Here is a 17,648-nt window from a genome sequence, read left to right on the forward strand (position 1 = left end):
TTTCAATTTTCGAGTTCCTACCAAAACGCCACTAATAAACCGACGGCGATAACCATACCGACATAGTTATTGTTGAGAAATGCTCTAAAGCATAGATCGCGTTCTCGGTGGCGAATCAAATGCTGCTGATAAACAAACAGTGAAGCGGCAATCAGAATCGTCCAGTAGTAGCTCTGCCCTAACTGGTAATACTGCCCTAGTCCAACCAGCATCGCTAAGGTAATGAGCTGTAAAATACCAATGATTAACTTGTCATGACGACCAAACAGAATCGCGGTCGATTTGATACCAATTTTCAAATCATCATCACGGTCAACCATGGCATATTGGGTGTCGTAAGCAATGGTCCACAGCGCATTAATCACAAAGATAAACCATACGATCAAAGGCAGTTCACCCGTTTGTGCTGCCCACGCCATCGGAATTGCCCAACTAAACGCCAGCCCCAAAAACAATTGTGGAAGATGGGTGTAGCGCTTCATAAATGGGTAGATCAAAGCCAACACAACACCCGCAAACGACAGCTGAATCGTCAGTGGATTCATGGTCAGAACCAATAAGAATGAGCTCACGGCTAACACCAGAAACAGGCCTATTGCTTCTTTCGCCGTGACTTTGCCCGACGGTAACGGGCGTTGTTTGGTGCGCTTAACGTGACCATCGACTTTACGATCAGCGAAGTCGTTAATCACACAACCTGCACTTCGCATTAGAAATACGCCTAATACAAACACAAGCAATACATCCCAACTCGGCATACCCTGAGCGGCAATAACAAGTGCCCAAACGGTAGGCCATAGCAGTAGCAAGGACCCTATTGGTCGATCCATTCGCGTCAGTTGCCAATATGCTTTGGCTTTTTCTGCGGACATTTACACCCTCTCCTTAGCGTAAATAGGTGAAAGAGATAAGAATAACTCGGCGACTAACATTGGTTTGTGATTCATCCACAACCTTGAACGTCGCGCTAAAAATCGTCCTTGAGGCAGGTTGGCCCACCCCATTTGCAGTGAGTCTCGCTCTACGTTATCCGCGCTAAAAACGGTCAGGCCTAAAGGGATATCCCCTTGTTCAGCCAAATCGTATTGCTGATCCACCAGCGTCGTGCATGGAATGAGCGTACGTCCTATGACCCAAGGACTGTCATCACCACACAAAACAACCTCTCGTAACAGGCAATCTTGCTCAGACAATAACTGACTTTCATCCTGTTTCAGTGTCTTGGCAGTGACAATTTGATTTTGTAGCAATTCCACTGTCAAAGCCTGACAGTGTTGCTTTAAACGACGTGACAAAGACCCTTGTTCTTCAAGCCAATGCTTGGACAATTCATTTGGAAATTCAAATTCTTCGGGCTTTTGCCACTCTACTTCCAATAAAGAAGCAAGATAGAGTGATGTTGGCTGATTCATACTAGTATTCAATTAGAGGCTTTATGCGTAGAATAAAGCAACAACTTACCGTCTTACTGAAACCGTAAGTTCATTATTTGTTATAGACGGTCTATTGTACCAAGACTGAAGCGATTCGAATATCGCGATCCAGAGAAAGAAAAGTTAGAAATATGTACAAACGTTATATAGCCCAAACTATTTTTGCGTTAACCATGCTTATCTCCACACCAACCTGGGCTGAAACGGAACAAGCTGGACCTCAGTTGGCGTACTTCACTTTAGAACCAGACTTAACCACCAACTTTTACACCAAAGGAAAAAAGTTAGGTTACGTTCAGGTGCGTATCGATATCATGGTCATGAGCCAGCAAGACCTGACCATCATTGAACATCACCAACCACTGATTCGCGATGCCATCATCGAGTTACTCGGTAAGCAGACAGAAGATACCATCAAGTCTCTTTCTGGTCGGGAAGATTTGCGTAAGACCTTGGTAACGAGGTTAAACGAAACACTCCTGCCGGAAACCGGGAAAACCGTTATTGCGGATTTGCTGTTTACCAAATATCTCTATCAGTAAACGGGACATGCACTGATACGAAAAGACCGCTTCTGGCGGTCTTTTTTATCTCTTCTTTATGCCTTAAGCTTTCTGCTGGTACTTCATTTTTCCGGAGTCAAACAGCGCAATCGCCATTCCCGAAATCAGTCCCACCAAGTGCGCGGTATTGGCAATCGCCATAAACGGCTGAACGAAACCTAGCACTAGCCACACCAACATAAACACGATGATCGGTTTTGGTAACGTCAATCCCAGATGTGGTCGACGATAACCTAAGATCCACAGATAACCGAGCAGCGCGTATACAACACCAGACAACCCACCAAAATTCGCACCTTCAACATAAAATTGCCCCGCGCCAGACAAGGCTGCAGAAACAACAAAAATTTGCAGTAGTTTTCCGGAACTCAGGCGACGTTCAATATCGCCACCCAGTTGCCACCACCACAGCAAGTTAAAGATGATATGAGTTGCAGAGAAGTGCAGCAGAGCATGACTCAACCAACGCCACAATTGCCATTGTTGACCTTCAAACGCCGGGAAGTGCAGCAATGCAAACACGCCCCGACCAAAGCCGATCATCTGTAAACCGTAGATAATGACACACACTGTCATGATCAAAAGTGTCACAGGGCCAGCTTTCGCTTTGACCATGCTCATGATACTTGGGCTTGAATAATGAAATTGACTCTTGCGAGTCTCGGCAACGTTCCACGAAGCTGCGCTGTATTTGGAATCGGAAGGATTGGCTAAGAAATGTTTCAGCTCTGCCTCTGCTTCGATTTCATGCTGGCTATCCGTCAGCCATAGCGCAAACTGCCCCTGGCCCTCGGGCATCATCTGAACTTCAATATGACGAGACGCCATATAATCGATGAAAGCCTGTGCCATGCGTGGATTATTTAACGTTACCAATCTCTTCATTAACTTCTCACTATCGGTAGCTCGGCTCGTTGCCAGGCTTCAAAACCACCATCGACACTGTACACTTGCTCAAAGCCTTGGTTGACCAGGTATTGCGCGGCACCCTGACTACTAATGCCGTGGTAGCACATCACAAGTACTGGCTGCTCGAACTCCACATCGTCCATGAAAGAGACGATCGAGTCGTTGGTTAAATGAAAGGCTGACTCTGCATGCGCTACGGCAAACGATTGAGGGTCACGGATATCTACAAGTTTTGCTTCGCCCTGCTCGAGCAGTGCTTGTGCACCTTGCACATCGATATGCTGAAACTGATCCATTTACTTTCTCATTGTCTTATTAATATACCCAAATAACCTAGTAACGTGCGATTGAGCCATTATCACAATGGTAGCCGAGGTTCTGCGTCATAAAGTCACTTGGGTATATGCTGCCATTGTAACCTATCCAACGCTAAATTTAGACACAAGAATTATCCGGGAATTTAAAAGTGTACACATTACAACCACATGTGGATAAAGCTGTGGATTGCGTTGATAAAGTATATTTTGATCTTTTGATCCACAATATGTAGTGATGATCTTGATCTAGCTGTGTGTATATTACTAACTATCCCCAGCCGGAAAAACGCCTGAACGCCTTATTTTTCCCCGCTTTCGAACAGTTGATAAATAATTACTACACAGAGTTATGCACAGGTAGCACATAAAATTTAGATCGCAAACGTTATCGACTTTCGATCCAAAATAAAAAAGCCGAGATCACATGATCTCGGCTTTCTATGAAAATTTGCTTTTGTTTAGAAGCTAGCGTTAGAACTCACCAACGGCCAGTTTGAGCTTCTTCATTGCATTCTTTTCTAACTGACGAATACGCTCGGCAGATACACCAAACTCATCAGCCAAATCCTGCAGTGTGGCTTTCTCGTCATCTAACCAACGAGAACGCACAATACGCTGACTACGCTCATCCAAACTTGCCAATGCATGTCCAAGACGATTGTTGGTATGCATTTCCCAGTTTGCTGCTTCAACGTTATCAGCAACATCTGACGATTTATCTTCTAGATAAAGCATCGGTGCTGTGTAGTTGTTTGAGCTGTCGTCTTCGTCGGTTGGCATATCAAACGTTGAGTCGACCGCCGCCAGACGGGATTCCATCTCACGGACTTCTGAAGGCTCAACACCTAATTCACGAGCAACGGTTTCTACTTCGCCGTTATTGAACCAACCCAAGCGCTTTTTCGACTTGCGTAGGTTAAAGAACAATTTACGTTGTGCTTTAGTCGTTGCGATCTTAACAATACGCCAGTTACGTAGCACGTATTCATGGATCTCAGCTTTAATCCAGTGGACCGCAAAAGACACCAAACGCACACCCACTTCTGGGTTAAAACGCTTAACCGCTTTCATTAGGCCGATATTGCCCTCTTGCACTAAGTCTGCCATTGGCAAACCGTAGCCTGAGTAACCTCGAGCAACGTGAACAACGAATCTCAGGTGCGACAGGATCAGCCCTTTCGCTGCTTCAATCTCACCTTTGTAGTGTAATCGTTCTGCCAGCTCACGCTCTTCATCTACCGTCAGCATTGGGTAGCTGTTAACGGAGCGAATATAGCTATCAAGGCTATCTTGCGTGACTAGAGCCATCGGATACGCTTCTTTTGTCATTCAATTCCTCATCAATCTCTGATCTGGAGCATTACATTGCAATTTAGCTTCGATATCTTGAACTCAAAATGAACAAGTTTCAAGAAGGGCGAGCAATTATCCATAAACAAGTGTTCTATACAAGAGGTACAAATTAGCTTGTGCTAATAAATTCCAAGTATAAGACCGTCATCACTTAAACTGGTTCAATTTCTTTTAGGTGACGCTGTGCAGAAATGCGTGCAGCGATACAACCTATCAAGCTACCCGTGATGATAAGCAGCAGAGATTCATCCCAGTTTAGACCATTCAAACGGAACTGACTGTCATACAATGCCGCTAAATCTTCCACCGCACTATTCATTACAAAGGTCATTACCGTCGTCGCTAACCAAGCGATGATTGCCCCCAATACACCAAACCACATGCCAGTGTATAAATAAGGGCGAAGAATAAAGCTGTCAGTTGCACCAATCAGCTTCATGGTCTGAATTTCTTCTTTATTCGCCAACACATTGAATCGTAATGTATTGCCGACAATTAAAAACACCGCGCCTAACATCAGTACCGTCAGTGTGATAACGATAATACTGGCGAGTGTTTTAATGGCATCAAGACGAGCCAGCCAATCTTCATCGAGGCGAACATCGGTAACATCTTGCTGCTTACGTACGTCCTGAGCTATCGACTGAATATCACTTTTCAGTTCAGAGTCCGGTGTAATCACCAGTACGCCTGGCAGTGCATAGCCACTTAACAAACTCAGCGCCTGATCGAAGCCCGCATATTGGCTCAGATCAGCCAACCCTTGCTGCGGAGAAATATATTCCACAGTTTTTACTAATGGCCAGGTTTCGATTTCGTCCTTAAGCACCATCACGCGTGCATCAGGCATACCTTCTACTAAATACGCACTCACTTGTGATGGTGAGGCGACATCTTCTGCTGCACCTGCGACATTCTTACCTAATAAGTACAGACAGGCTGGCATCGCCAACGCAATGGAGACCACCGCCAGCGTTAATATGTTGCCTAATGGCCGTTGCCACAAGGCAGAAAAAGACGCTTTTGCCTGCTTAATATGAACAGAGAAAAACCCATCGGTGTTGGCTCGCTTAGCACTGCTGCCTTTACCTTTCTTTTGCGAGAGTTTTTTACCTGCCATAGTCTTCTACCTCGCTTAGGAAACCTTGATTCAATTCAAAATGACGATATTGTGGGCGAGTGTTCACTAACCCGATATCGTGCGTTGCGAGTAGGATGGTGACGCCTGCACGATTAAATTCTTCAAACAGTCGCAGGACTCGGTTAGACAACTCAGGGTCAAGGTTACCCGTAGGCTCGTCCGCAACCAGCAAGGTTGGTCGATTCACAACTGCGCGGGCAATCCCAACACGTTGTTGCTCACCGCCAGAAAGCTGACTTGGCAAACAACGCGCTTTATCGAGCAGACCGGTTTTATCCAACGATGCCGAAACGCGACGTTTAATTTCATTTTCAGAAATCGATTCAATGCGCATCGGCAGTGCGACATTGTCGTACACACTGCGATCCATCAACAAACGGTGATCCTGAAATACGATGCCGATATTACGGCGTAGAAACGGGATATCTCGGTTCGAAATACGAGTGATGTCATGATCATTAAAATGAATGGTGCCATCAGTCGGGCGTTCAATCGCACAGATCAGTTTCAGCAAGGTACTTTTACCAGCGCCAGAATGCCCGCCTAAAAACGCCATCTCTCCACGCCTCAGGTGAAAGTCGACTTTTTGCAGTGCTTGTCGACCACCGCGGTAAGCTTTACTCACTTGCTGAAATTTGATCACCCTTGATTCCCTCTCACTTAATTTACTCTTCGCGGCTGAACAGTGCGTCAATGAACTCTTGAGTTTCAAAAGGACGCAAATCTTCGATGCCTTCGCCTACACCAATGTAACGAATTGGAATACCAAACTGATCAGCAATAGCGAAAATCACGCCGCCTTTCGCTGTACCATCCAGTTTAGTTAATGTAATCCCAGTGATAGGTGAAACGTCGCTGAAAAGCTTCGCCTGGCTGATCGCATTTTGACCAGTTCCGGCATCGAGTGTCAGCATGATTTCGTGAGGTGCAGAATCATCAATCTTCTTCATCACACGAATGATCTTGCGCAACTCTTCCATCAGGTTCGCTTTGTTTTGCAGACGACCTGCCGTATCTGCGATCACTACATCCACACCACGTGCTTTTGCCGCTTCAATCGCATCATAGATAACTGAAGCACTGTCAGCACCAGTATGTTGAGCAATCACAGGAACGTTGTTGCGCTCACCCCATACTTGAAGCTGCTCTACCGCTGCCGCCCGGAAAGTATCGCCAGCAGCCAACATCACTTTCTTACCCTGATTCTGGAACTGCTTCGCCAGCTTACCGATCGTCGTGGTTTTACCTACACCATTTACGCCAACCATTAAGATAACGTAAGGCGTTTTACTGGTATCGATTTCTAGCGGCTGTTCTACTTTAGACAGAATCTCTGCCATTTCTTCTTTCAACAAGCCGTAAAGAGCTTCGCCATCTTTAAGATCACCGCGAGAGGCTTTATCTGTCAGGTTGTTGATGATTTTTGTTGTGGTATTCATACCCACATCAGCGATAAGCAGTTGCTCTTCCAGCTCCTCAAACAGGTCGTCATCGATTTTTTTACCGCTGAACAAACCAAAGAAGCCAGCACCGATGTTTGCCTTGGTGCGGCTTAAACTGCGTTTGAGGCGCGCGAAGAAACTCTCAGTCGGCTTTTCCTGCTCCTGAACGCGAGGTGCCACTGGCACTTCAGGCTCTTCTGCTTCTGCTTCTGCTTCTGCTTCTGCTTCTGCTTCTGCTTCTGCTTCTGCTTCTGCTTCTGCTTCTGCTTCTGCTTCTGCTTCTGCTTCTGCTTCTGCTGGGACAGCCTCAGCCTTTTCAGGCTCGTCTTCAACTCTATTTTTTTCTTCTGCTTGCAGAGCACCCTCTTCGGAAGGTTGCTCTTCAGAAGCCGCTTCCACTGCTTCTTCTTTTACTGTTTCTTCAGTTTTTGGTTGTTGGCTTTGTTCTTCATCACCAAAACCTAGCCACGAAAGTAATCCGCGCTTCTTTTTTTCCGTCATCTGGGGCTATCCTAGATTATCTTTTTATCTATTAATGACTCTTTTTTGACAAGATTATTATCCGTCTAAAAAAGGCGAATGACAAAGCTGTGAAAACTTTTCAACTAGGTGAATCTAATCTTATTAGTGTTACACTCTGTCATCTTGAATATTCTGGGCTGTATCCAAGCTCAATGCTTGGGCGATTGGGTATAGTATCACTTTATTAGCGGTCAAAAAATCTATGGTAAGACGTCGCCAGCAAAACTCATCACAAAAAAAGCCAACAACGGGCTTCGTTCGTATTATTAGTGGCTTATGGAGAGGCCGAAAACTCCCAGTTCATGACGCTGAGGGCTTACGTCCAACCACCGATCGCGTAAAAGAAACGCTATTTAACTGGCTGGCGCAAGATGTGCCGCAGGCAAAGTGTCTCGACTTGTTTGCTGGTTCAGGCGGTTTAGGCTTTGAATCCGCCTCGCGTCAGGCAGAGCAAGTAACGATGGTTGAACTGAACCCGCAAGCGTTTCAGCAACTGAAGAAAAACGTCGCTTCTTTAAATGCAACCAACATTGAAGTGGTGAACGCCGATGCTCTGAGCTTCCTAAAGCAACCTGGGACGCCTCATCATGTGGTCTTTATTGACCCACCATTTCGTAAAGGTTTATTAGATGAAACCGTGACCTTGCTAGAGCAAAACGGCTGGCTTGCTGAGGATGCGATGATTTATATTGAAACCGAGAAAGAACTGAATATTATCGACCTACCGGAAAGCTGGCATCTGCATAGAGAAAAAACCGCTGGCCAGGTCAGTTACCGCCTGTACGAACGCACGTCCGTGTAGTGCCATAATTCAAAAGGATACCAAAATGAAAGCACTAATCATCTTAGCCAAAGCGGCCATCGCCTTTGTTTGGTTGGTATTGATCATTAACATTGTTGCGCCGTTTCCAGGTAATGCAGCCATCGCGCTCTATATTATGACTGCGTTCCTGTTCATTATGCATGGCCTGCAAATGGCGATTTTCATCGGCGCATTTGGCGATAAGATAAAAATGAACAGCTGGGAGAAATACTCCATCCTAATTTTTGGCATCTTTGCTCTGCTCGACATTCGTCGTAAGCACATGATGTAAACACCAGATAATAAAACAGCCGCTCTCATGAGCGGCTGTTTCGTATTGGTCATCAGAGGTTATCTGAGAGCGTGTTGCCGTTTAGTGATTGCAAATACGCGCCATATTAACCACATACTTCCCTTCTAACTCTTGGATTTTTTCGCGTTGCTGCAAAAACGCGAGCAGTGCGTCTAAATCTAGATCATTCAGTTTGCACGTGTGGAAGCGAACTTCTAAGCCGAAATGCGCGGCAAGCTCTTCACGATTCATCGGGATTTCACGAAGCAGGTTCAACAGCTCGTGAGCGTGAATATCACTCATCATCAACTCCAGTTATCAAATTGGATACGACCAGTTTACCCGCATCCTCCAGCTCTGCTTTGATTTAGGTTAGTAAACGAGATTAGTAGACGATAGAAGCCACAATAAGTGCATGCGCCAAGAAATAGCTTCCACTAACCCACACATAAGCGCGTTTCATAGGCTTACGGTAACCATGTATTGCATAGGCTAGTGCAGAGTAGGTCATGACCAAGGTTCCACTGAATCCTATCGCATTCGCGTAAGTAGGTGACTGCAACCAAACCTCGCCTGCAGCCCACGCCATCTGCACCAGCATCATTCCCATAATCACCACAGGGAAAACCAACGAGTCGAGTTGTGGTAACAACAAAAAGAACGCCACGATACTAGCCGCCAGCAATAAAGCCAATAGCCACCAAATAATGTCTCCGTTCAACTGCATCCAGAACGACTTGCTGTAGCAAATCTGCGCAACTAAATAACCGCAGAAATAAATCAGTTTACGCGAACGGAACGAGTGTAACGTGTCGGCAATGATTGATACGCCCAAACCACCAGCAATCCAATAGGTATAAGTGGCTGGAGTACCTTGGGTTAATACCAGAACAAGAAGGAGTACCAGAGTAAAGATTTTAAATACGAGAGATTGCGTCGGATTGGCTTGTTTTGCCCCCAACACGGAATACACACCTGATAGCCCTATAGCCAGCCAACTCCACATGCTGTACATACCTTTTACTTAAACTCGCCGCTAGTCTAGGTAGACCGATGTTGATGTAAAGGCACAATCTACGAAAGTTGGATCTCGCTAGCGATTCGGGACATTTGACCTTCTATTTAGAGCAACTAAATACGACACCAACTCACTCAATACTTAAATAGAAAAGTTGCTAACTATTCAGTCAAGATGCCTACTCGTCAGTCAATACGTACAAAGAACAAACATAAAAAACAAAAGTCCCATTGTACGCCATAGAATGCACCATTAACCCCTGCAGGGCCAACATAAGAGCCTAATATCAGGCATACATACAGATAATAAAGTAGACCAAACCAACATTAACATAATGATATTTAAGAATATTAATAAAGTTAGACTCACAAACCACAGGTTCGCATTAACGTTGCGTGCTAAACCCTTTTGGCACTTAGATTATCTCACCAGTTGAGAAATATACCTTCGAGATAGCTGCTCCTCGTCTTCCGTCGGAATAGAATTAACTAGGTTTTCTCAGATTTTGAGAAACACAGGCAACATTAAGCACCAACCTAACCCCTGAGACAAAAAACAATATTTAAACAATATGTAAGACCTTTCTTACAATTTAAAATCATACACTTACATCAAAAACGAACAACAAAGACACAAACCGAACACTTTAAATACAACGTAAAAAACACAGTTCAATTAGTCAAAACAAGGTCAAAACAGGTCAGTTAACTGTAAGTTTTAAAAACTTTTCATTAGATACGTTGATCAAACCTAAAAAATGGTGCTATATTAAATGCATAGAGTTCATCAAGATTAAGGGGTAGTGTTATGATTTCATCTTCTCAAAAACAAGGGCTGGTAATGATTGCAGTGGTTGTGGGTTTAATGACACTGCCAATGATGTACTAAGCTACTGATTAAAAATAAAAAAGGACGCTAACGCGTCCTTTTTTATTTTCTCAATATGACCCTACTGTATGTGCTCAGACAGTACGTCCCAATGCATGTAATAAAAACCAAGAGCCGCAAGCGTAATCAGCGCCATCAACAAAATTGCCGCCCTCCAGATAAAGCGCGAGCTTCTTGGTGTGAGTTCTTTTTCACAATCATCACACACTGTCATAAAATTTTTTCGATTCTCTAACTGAAAATCTTCTTCGTGAACAATCTTATTACGCACCGTGGCGATATAACGTAGCTTGGCAATCACATCATGCGGTAACCGCTCTTCACAGCTATTGATGAGCTGATGTAACCCTTTCCCTTCTGCATGATATTGAGTACGCAAAAGTTTTTCGATCGTTCGGGTACGCATGACTACTTTTTCAATATCTGACATCGTAACCCTCCTCACATGACGCTTTCTTTATTACTCATTTTATTCTTCTATAAATTTAGAGCTTTTTCGAGCTGTTAAGTACTACTTTCCATTCAAACTGTGTCCTTGTGCGCATATAAAATGTGAAGTGCGCCGAATAAAATATCACCGCATTTTGATGGATCACGAATCCTGTATCTCAACGCATCGTTTAAACGGGGAGTTCTGTAAAATAAGCGCTATCGAAACACTGGAGATCATCATGCCAATTCCACTTATTTTGGCTCTTTTTGCTCTGATAGCGCTAGGAGCCTGGGTTTTCTTTCGCTTTTACAGCAAACACTATGTTGGTGAAGATGCCCCTGAGCAATGTGTCCAAGTAACCATTTTAGATAAACAGGCCATCGATATTCCGGATGCAGAGCCGGGAGAAGATGATCAAGAGTATTGGATTTACGTGCAGAGAGGCCCTATCGGCCCTAAACGCGAGTTCCAAATTGGTGTCCACTATTACCATGCGCTCAATCCGGGCGACAAAGGCAAACTTACCTACCAGGGCGACAAGTTTCTCCATTTCGCCCTGAAGCAGTAATACTACGATTGGTACCAATTAAGGCAGTAGCCAGCGAGTCTTGGCCGAACGAGAGAAGAGATAACTCATCGCCAAGGCTCCAGCACCGCTTAATACTATCCACACTGGTATCACCCACACCGGATGCCCTTCATACCAGCCAAACTCTTTCATCGGCCACAAAAAGATTGGATGCAGTAAATAGATACCTAAACTGTGCTGACTGATAAAGCTCACGACTTTTTGTACCTTAGGCGATAGTCCTTCGCCAAAATAGCGTGCCAACATAAAAATCATCGACGCGGCCAGAATCACATTCAGCGTTTTGTATGACAACCAGCGTCCTACTGTGTATTTCTCCGCTTCCAGACTGTTGGTCACAACCATCGTAAAGGTAACCGCCAATGCGACTAGTCCCAAGCCAGTAAACAGAGTGACGTTCGAGCGGTTCAAAGGCAGCTTTTGGTACAACACGTAACCCAGAGGTAAATAGCCCATATAGAGCCATAACTGATTACTCCAAGGGCCGTCTACCTTAAACAGGAATAAGGTACTGGTGAACAACCAGAATGCTAGGTAAGTATATAAAACGTTGTCGTCGACATTGCGCACCATCCACTGAAACAGAGGAATCACGAAATAGAGCGGAATAAAGTAATAGAAAAAACCTAAGTGGTAATAGGTTTCATGGTGGACACTGTTACTTAATACCTCTTTAACCGTTTCAAAGTTAAATCCCTCAGCCGTCCATCCGGACAAGTAAGCATAGAAAACCGACCATAAAAGAAAAGGCACCAACACCTTACCCAAGCGCCTTCTCAAATAATATTTCCCATCAAAAGGTCGAGTGTCAGTGAGCATTAATGCGCCTGTGATCAGGATGAAAACTGGCACCGCCCAACGGGTTACACTATTGACTCCCACAGCCGTAAGCCACTGATCGAAAGGAATGACCCCTAATTCATTTCGATATGGCGCTAAGACGTGAATAGCGATCACAGCTACTGCCGCCACACAGCGCAATAGATCAAAAAACAGAACCCTTTCTCTCATACTTCTTCCTAAACTGAGTCGCTTATCGTTTGTTTATAGCATAGGGTAATTTCCAGTCAGGGGAATGCTTAACAAACTGTTTTTGCTTATTTTTAACGCAGTGCGACAAAACAGCCTATTTTTGCCCGCAGAGAGCCAGAACCAAGGCGAAAAACCAGAACACAGGGATAGAACGAACCATATCGATACAAAAAAGGGCTCCATTGAGGAGCCCGATAAATGTAAATGCGTACGCTTAAGCCCTCACTGTCTTGGCTTTGGGCAACTTGATTGAAATCAGAGTGGTCAAAGCAAGGAAAGCAAACGAGACCCACAGACAAGCGGCTAATCCGGCTTCCTGATAAATCCAGCCCGACAGAACGGTCCCTATCAAACGGCCCATCGCATTGGCCATGTAGTAAAAGCCGACATCCAGCGACACGCCATCGCCTTTGGCATAGCTGACTATCAAATATGAATGAAGCGAAGAGTTAATCGCGAATACCGCGCCAAAAATCATTAGCCCAGCCACAATCACAATTTCTGGTTGCCAACCGACTTGTACTCCGTAGGCAATCCCTCCTGTAATCAGAGCTAATATGCCCGCCCATACAAGTGCTGCACTGCCATCAGGTACGCGACCTTGAGCTTTACCGGTAATACGTGGTGCAAAGCCTTGAACAAAGCCATACGCAATAACCCAGGCCGCTAAGAAGCCACCGACCCACAAGTGATCCCAGCCAAAAACGCTGCCGAGGTAGACTGGCAGAGCAACCACAAACCAAACATCACGGGCTCCGAACAGGAACATACGCGCTGCAGACAAAATATTTACTGATTCTGATTTAGAGAAAATATGGCGAAACTTGGGTTTGCTTTTTGCTTTGCCCATATCGGCTTCCAGCCAGATCATGCTACAAACAAACACCACTGCCAGAACGGCAGCCATAATGAACATAGAATTTTGGAAACCCACCCAAGACAGCAATAAGCCACCAATAAAGAATCCCGCACCTTTGAGCGCATTCTTCGAGCCAGTCAAAATAGCCACCCATTTGTACAACGCACCTTGTTGTTCATCAGGGACTAAGGTTTTAATGGCACTCTTCGCACTCATTTTGTTGAGGTCTTTAGCAATACCAGATAGGGCTTGTGCCGCCATCACCCAAGGGATAGTCAGCCAAGCATTTGGCACAGCAAGCATCAATAACGCAAAAACTTGCATTGCTAAGCCAATATTCATGGTTTTGTTCAGGCCAAGTCTCGCACCTAACCAACCACCAATCAGATTGGTGACCACGCCAAAAAATTCATAGAAAAGGAACAGTGACGCAATCGCCAGGGTTGAGTAACCCAAGTCATGAAAGTAAAGCACCACCAGCATGCGTAACGCACCATCGGTAACCGTAAAGTTCCAATAATTGAACGTCACTAACATGTACTGACGAATGCTTTTGCTTAGTTGTGAAATCATTTTGACCTCAGATGTACAGCAATAAAAGCATTTGGATCATGATGTGCCAAATACTGTAAAACCTGAACACCAATAAGTTTCTATCGGCATTGGTACAAACGTGCAAGCTCAATAATCTTTCAGAGTAAAAACAAAAAGATTATTTAAATCATCTATATAATAGTAATTTGAATTTAATTAATGTCTTCAAAATAGACGCTAAGCTGACTGAACTAGAGCTTTTGGATCATGATGTTCCAAAAGCTCTATAAGCTGATCAAGCACTCTGTGCTACGCGCTCGATATACTCAATCTGCACGGGTTTAGTGAACGCACCAGGACGCAAAGCCTGCACTTCACGCACGATATCTTCGAGCGCCCACTCTTTCTCAAGCAGTAAGTGCGCAGCCAAAAGACCAGTCCGGCCGGAGCCGCCCATACAGTGCATGGCAACTTTACCGCCCTCGGCAAGAATAGCGTGTAGCTCGGGACTTGCGTGCTGCCATTTCGTCGCAAACGCATCATCTGGTGCACAATCGTCTTCGATCTCGACCTGAAACCATTTCATACCCAGTTGCTGAGTGATTTCACCCAACTCAGAAACATTTTTGGCTGACAGTTCAGTGTTATCCAATGCGGTAACGACGGCTTGAACACCCTGCTCTTTCAACTGCTCAAGTGATGCTTGTAGCGCAACATCTTTAGTACCCGGACACGGTGTTAATACCAATGCGCCCGACTCTAACGCTAATTGCCATGTAGGATGAGACATAGTTAAACCTCTTTAAGCCAGACCAACGTTACGTACCAGCTCTGCTGTACGTGTTGCGTAACCCATTTCATTGTCGTACCACGCGTAAATCTTCACCATGCGTGAGCCCACGACCATGGTTGATTGTGCGTCGACGATGGTAGAGCGCTGGTCGCCTTTGTAATCAATCGATACCAATGGGCGCTCTTCAAAACCAAGAATGCCTTTCAGTTCACCTTCAGACGCTTCTTTCAGTAATGCATTCACTTCTTCTGCTGTGGTATCACGCTTAACATCAAAGATGATGTCAGTCAGAGATGCATTGGCTAAAGGAACACGTACGGCATGACCGTTAATTTTGCCTTTCAGGTCAGGGAAAATTTCCACAATCGCCGTCGCACTGCCTGTCGTGGTTGGGATAAGGCTCATGCCACAAGCGCGAGCACGACGAAGGTCTTTGTGTGGCGCATCCAGAATAGTCTGTGTGTTGGTCAGATCATGAATGGTTGTGAAGGAAGACTGCTCGATACCAAGTTTCTCATGAATCACTTTCACCACTGGCGCAATACAGTTGGTAGTACAAGATGCCGCGGTCACGATACGGTGTTTTTCAGGGTCAAAGATATGGTCGTTCACACCCACAACGATGTTGGCAATACCTTCTTCTTTCACTGGCGCACTGACGACAACTCGCTTAACACCTTGGTCAAGATACTGATCTAAGTACGATGTTTTGCGATGCACGCCAGTGGCTTCAATCACAACATCGCAGCCTGACCAATTAACAGCATCGATATCTCGCTGCTGGGTAGTGACGATACGCTTACCATCAATGATCAGTTCGTTGCCTTCGACCTTAACTTCATGGTGCCAACGCCCCTGAACCGAATCGAATTCCAGCAAATGCCCTAGCGTTGCCGCATCACCAGCGACATCATTGATCTGAACAAATTCCAATTCAGGCCAATCAAACGCCACACGCAATGCCAAACGGCCAATTCGGCCAAAACCGTTAATTCCTACTTTAATCGTCATAATTTTCCCTTCAAATCTTCTGCGTTGAAATATTTATCCGTTGTGTGCTGTTAGCAGCAGGCCTCACGATTTTTATCGTGCAGGCGCGAAATATCTTGCTGGTACTCTTGCTTCAAACAGTTCGATGCCACTAAATCGTTAATCACTTTTCTCATCCAACCTGGCAACTCTTGTGACAACTGGTAAAACACCCATTGCCCCTGGCGTTTATCAACTAAGATGCCATTGGATCGTAACTGGGCAAGATGACGAGAAACTTTCGGTTGGCTCTCTTGAAGTGCAAACGCTAAATCGCCCACACAAACTTCTCCTTCACGAGCCACCAGCATTAAACAACGCACGCGAGTCTCGTCAGATAAAAGTTTGAAAAACTGATGTGGAAGCATAGTAAACATACCTATATATGGATATGCGTATATGTTTATTTAAAACCACGACAGCGTCAAGCACTCAGCACTTAACGTCACAAAAGTTTAATAATGGAAAAGCTAGGCGTTAGCGACGCTTTGGCTCCAACGAACCGCTTCACCCAAAGAGGCCTGTACTTGCTCAAAACAAAGGCCCAGCTGATTCGAAAATTTTTCCACTCCAAGCCAGTCAGCGCGTTCGTAGCATTCTTCCAGAGAAATAAGCGCACCATATTCCCCTTTTCGATGCAGCAACGCTTGTTGCACAGGCTCACTGAGCGGTAATTGCTTGATTAAGGATTCAGTAGACAGATCGAGTATGGCATCTAGAATCGACAACAAGCCGACCATAAAACCTTGCTCGTTCAAATGAGAGAATGGCTGGTGACGAGACATCAACTGACAAAATTGAGCTCGTTGAAGTGAGAGGTTAAACAGTTCACGTGGTTTGTTAGTCGAAATATAAGACGCCACGACAAGTGAGACGAACTGCTTTAGATTATCCTGCCCAAGATAAATCAGAGCCTGACGAAACGAACGGATTTCCACTTCCAGCTTGGTCGCCTGCATGTTCACAAAGCGCAGTAGTTTGTACGACAGCGCCACATCTTGCGTTATCAGGTCTTCAATACGCTGAAAATTTGGTTCGGGCACACACACTTCACGAAATAGCTGCAGTGCCACAACCTGCTCTGGGCTGACATAATGGGTTTGAGACACCAGAGGCTTACTGAAAAAGTAACCCTGGAAGAATTTGAAACCGGCTGCTTTGGCCTGATTAAACTCTTCCTCTGTCTCTACCCGCTCAGCAAGAAAATGGTATTTAACTCGTTGCGCTAGCTGCGTTTTAACCAATTCACACGCGGCCTCTAACCCCATTGCCATAATGTCCAGCTTTACAATGTGCGCGTAAGGCAAGAAACGTTTCCATTCTGGAGTAAGGGTGAAGTCGTCCAATGCGATCAGGTAGCCCTCTCGATAAAGCTCTCTGATCGCCTCAAATAGCTCATCAGTAGGCTGACAAGTTTCTAGCACTTCAACGACGATTTTATGTTTCGGCAAGCTGTGCGGTAAACGGCGCAGTAAACTCTGATGAGGGAAGTTGATGAAACATCGTGATGATGTAATCACCGGATTTAAGCCAACAGATAGGAAGTTTTCGACAACCAATCGGTATGTCGCCCGGTCTGCATCAATATGAGAAGGGAAAACATTGCGCTCCCCATCCCGAAACAGCAGTTCGTAGCCAAGCGTTTGTCTTTTACGATTAAAGATAGGCTGGCGAGCGACATACGTGGTATTCATACTAA

21 protein-coding genes are annotated in these 17,648 nt (G+C 45.1%); 4 read left to right on the forward strand and 17 right to left on the reverse strand.

The features are described 5' to 3' along the window. Positions 1-17 precede the first annotated feature (17 nt). Positions 18-872, reverse strand: a complete 855-nt coding sequence (gene ubiA / locus VEJY3_RS15205; RefSeq protein ID WP_014233305.1) for a 4-hydroxybenzoate octaprenyltransferase — start codon at positions 870-872, stop codon at positions 18-20. Beyond that, on the reverse strand, positions 873-1,412 hold the full coding sequence (locus tag VEJY3_RS15210) for a chorismate lyase (protein ID WP_020334038.1): 540 nt from the start codon (positions 1,410-1,412) through the stop codon (positions 873-875). Between the two features lie 152 nt (positions 1,413-1,564). Between VEJY3_RS15210 and VEJY3_RS15215 the strand changes: the two genes are divergently transcribed. Continuing rightward, entirely contained in the window at positions 1,565-1,975 is a 411-nt protein-coding gene (locus tag VEJY3_RS15215; protein WP_014233307.1) for a flagellar basal body-associated protein FliL, read from the forward strand. A gap of 63 nt (positions 1,976-2,038) precedes the next feature. Here VEJY3_RS15215 and glpG read toward each other — a convergent pair whose 3' ends face one another. From glpG to ftsY, 6 genes are all read right to left on the reverse strand, one after another. Then, a complete protein-coding gene (gene glpG / locus VEJY3_RS15220) occupies positions 2,039-2,881 on the reverse strand; it encodes a rhomboid family intramembrane serine protease GlpG (RefSeq protein WP_014233308.1) in 843 nt (280 codons plus the stop codon). Next, the gene (gene glpE / locus VEJY3_RS15225) at positions 2,881-3,201 is read right to left on the reverse strand and encodes a thiosulfate sulfurtransferase GlpE (protein WP_014233309.1); all 321 of its coding nucleotides are present in this window, start codon (positions 3,199-3,201) and stop codon (positions 2,881-2,883) included. The genes glpG and glpE overlap by 1 nt, the downstream gene beginning before the upstream one ends. 492 nt (positions 3,202-3,693) lie before the next feature. Further along, complete coding sequence (gene rpoH, locus VEJY3_RS15230; protein ID WP_014233310.1) at positions 3,694-4,551, reverse strand: RNA polymerase sigma factor RpoH; 858 nt, start codon at positions 4,549-4,551, stop codon at positions 3,694-3,696. A gap of 175 nt (positions 4,552-4,726) precedes the next feature. Then, positions 4,727-5,695 (reverse strand): permease-like cell division protein FtsX, encoded by a 969-nt coding sequence (gene ftsX, locus VEJY3_RS15235; RefSeq protein ID WP_014233311.1) that lies wholly within the window; start codon positions 5,693-5,695, stop codon positions 4,727-4,729. Then, the gene (ftsE, locus tag VEJY3_RS15240) at positions 5,685-6,359 is read right to left on the reverse strand and encodes a cell division ATP-binding protein FtsE (protein WP_014233312.1); all 675 of its coding nucleotides are present in this window, start codon (positions 6,357-6,359) and stop codon (positions 5,685-5,687) included. The genes ftsX and ftsE overlap by 11 nt, the downstream gene beginning before the upstream one ends. A gap of 22 nt (positions 6,360-6,381) precedes the next feature. Further along, a complete protein-coding gene (ftsY, locus tag VEJY3_RS15245; RefSeq protein ID WP_014233313.1) occupies positions 6,382-7,659 on the reverse strand; it encodes a signal recognition particle-docking protein FtsY in 1,278 nt (425 codons plus the stop codon). A gap of 223 nt (positions 7,660-7,882) precedes the next feature. On the opposite strand from ftsY, the gene rsmD reads away from it, so the two are divergent. Both rsmD and VEJY3_RS15255 read left to right on the forward strand, forming a co-directional pair. Further along, a complete protein-coding gene (rsmD, locus tag VEJY3_RS15250) occupies positions 7,883-8,482 on the forward strand; it encodes a 16S rRNA (guanine(966)-N(2))-methyltransferase RsmD (protein WP_014233314.1) in 600 nt (199 codons plus the stop codon). 25 nt (positions 8,483-8,507) lie between these two features. Next, complete coding sequence (locus VEJY3_RS15255; protein WP_014233315.1) at positions 8,508-8,774, forward strand: DUF1145 domain-containing protein; 267 nt, start codon at positions 8,508-8,510, stop codon at positions 8,772-8,774. 81 nt (positions 8,775-8,855) lie between these two features. Here the strand turns inward: VEJY3_RS15255 and VEJY3_RS15260 are convergent, their stop codons facing one another. The 3 genes from VEJY3_RS15260 to VEJY3_RS15270 all read right to left on the reverse strand — a co-directional run bounded on the left by VEJY3_RS15260 (position 8,856) and on the right by VEJY3_RS15270 (position 11,110). After that, complete coding sequence (locus VEJY3_RS15260) at positions 8,856-9,077, reverse strand: YecH family metal-binding protein (RefSeq protein WP_014233316.1); 222 nt, start codon at positions 9,075-9,077, stop codon at positions 8,856-8,858. An 82-nt stretch (positions 9,078-9,159) separates the two neighbouring features. After that, positions 9,160-9,780, reverse strand: coding sequence for a lysoplasmalogenase (locus VEJY3_RS15265; RefSeq protein WP_014233317.1), 621 nt, complete (start codon positions 9,778-9,780; stop codon positions 9,160-9,162). Positions 9,781-10,741: 961 nt separating this feature from the next. After that, a complete protein-coding gene (locus VEJY3_RS15270) occupies positions 10,742-11,110 on the reverse strand; it encodes a hypothetical protein (RefSeq protein WP_014233318.1) in 369 nt (122 codons plus the stop codon). A 241-nt stretch (positions 11,111-11,351) separates the two neighbouring features. Here VEJY3_RS15270 and VEJY3_RS15275 point away from each other — a divergent pair, with 241 nt between their 5' ends. Further along, positions 11,352-11,681 carry a DUF2500 domain-containing protein gene (locus VEJY3_RS15275; RefSeq protein ID WP_014233319.1) on the forward strand — a complete coding sequence of 110 codons (330 nt, stop codon included), beginning with the start codon at positions 11,352-11,354 and terminating at the stop codon, positions 11,679-11,681. Positions 11,682-11,699: 18 nt separating this feature from the next. On the opposite strand, the gene VEJY3_RS15280 is transcribed toward VEJY3_RS15275, so the two are convergent. From VEJY3_RS15280 to VEJY3_RS15305, 6 genes are all read right to left on the reverse strand, one after another. Then, positions 11,700-12,713, reverse strand: coding sequence for an acyltransferase (locus VEJY3_RS15280; RefSeq protein WP_014233320.1), 1,014 nt, complete (start codon positions 12,711-12,713; stop codon positions 11,700-11,702). Between the two features lie 235 nt (positions 12,714-12,948). Then, positions 12,949-14,166, reverse strand: coding sequence for an organoarsenical effux MFS transporter ArsJ (gene arsJ, locus VEJY3_RS15285; protein ID WP_014233321.1), 1,218 nt, complete (start codon positions 14,164-14,166; stop codon positions 12,949-12,951). A gap of 256 nt (positions 14,167-14,422) precedes the next feature. After that, entirely contained in the window at positions 14,423-14,917 is a 495-nt protein-coding gene (locus VEJY3_RS15290) for a cyclin-dependent kinase inhibitor 3 family protein (RefSeq protein ID WP_014233322.1), read from the reverse strand. A 12-nt stretch (positions 14,918-14,929) separates the two neighbouring features. Next, entirely contained in the window at positions 14,930-15,931 is a 1,002-nt protein-coding gene (locus VEJY3_RS15295) for an ArsJ-associated glyceraldehyde-3-phosphate dehydrogenase (RefSeq protein ID WP_014233323.1), read from the reverse strand. 50 nt (positions 15,932-15,981) lie between these two features. Further along, positions 15,982-16,317 carry a metalloregulator ArsR/SmtB family transcription factor gene (locus VEJY3_RS15300; protein WP_014233324.1) on the reverse strand — a complete coding sequence of 112 codons (336 nt, stop codon included), beginning with the start codon at positions 16,315-16,317 and terminating at the stop codon, positions 15,982-15,984. A gap of 102 nt (positions 16,318-16,419) precedes the next feature. After that, positions 16,420-17,643, reverse strand: coding sequence for an EAL and HDOD domain-containing protein (locus tag VEJY3_RS15305; RefSeq protein WP_014233325.1), 1,224 nt, complete (start codon positions 17,641-17,643; stop codon positions 16,420-16,422). Positions 17,644-17,648: the final 5 nt, after the last annotated feature.

The sequence above is a fragment of the Vibrio sp. EJY3 genome (assembly GCF_000241385.1).
GTDB classification, from domain to species: Bacteria; Pseudomonadota; Gammaproteobacteria; order Enterobacterales; family Vibrionaceae; genus Vibrio; species Vibrio natriegens.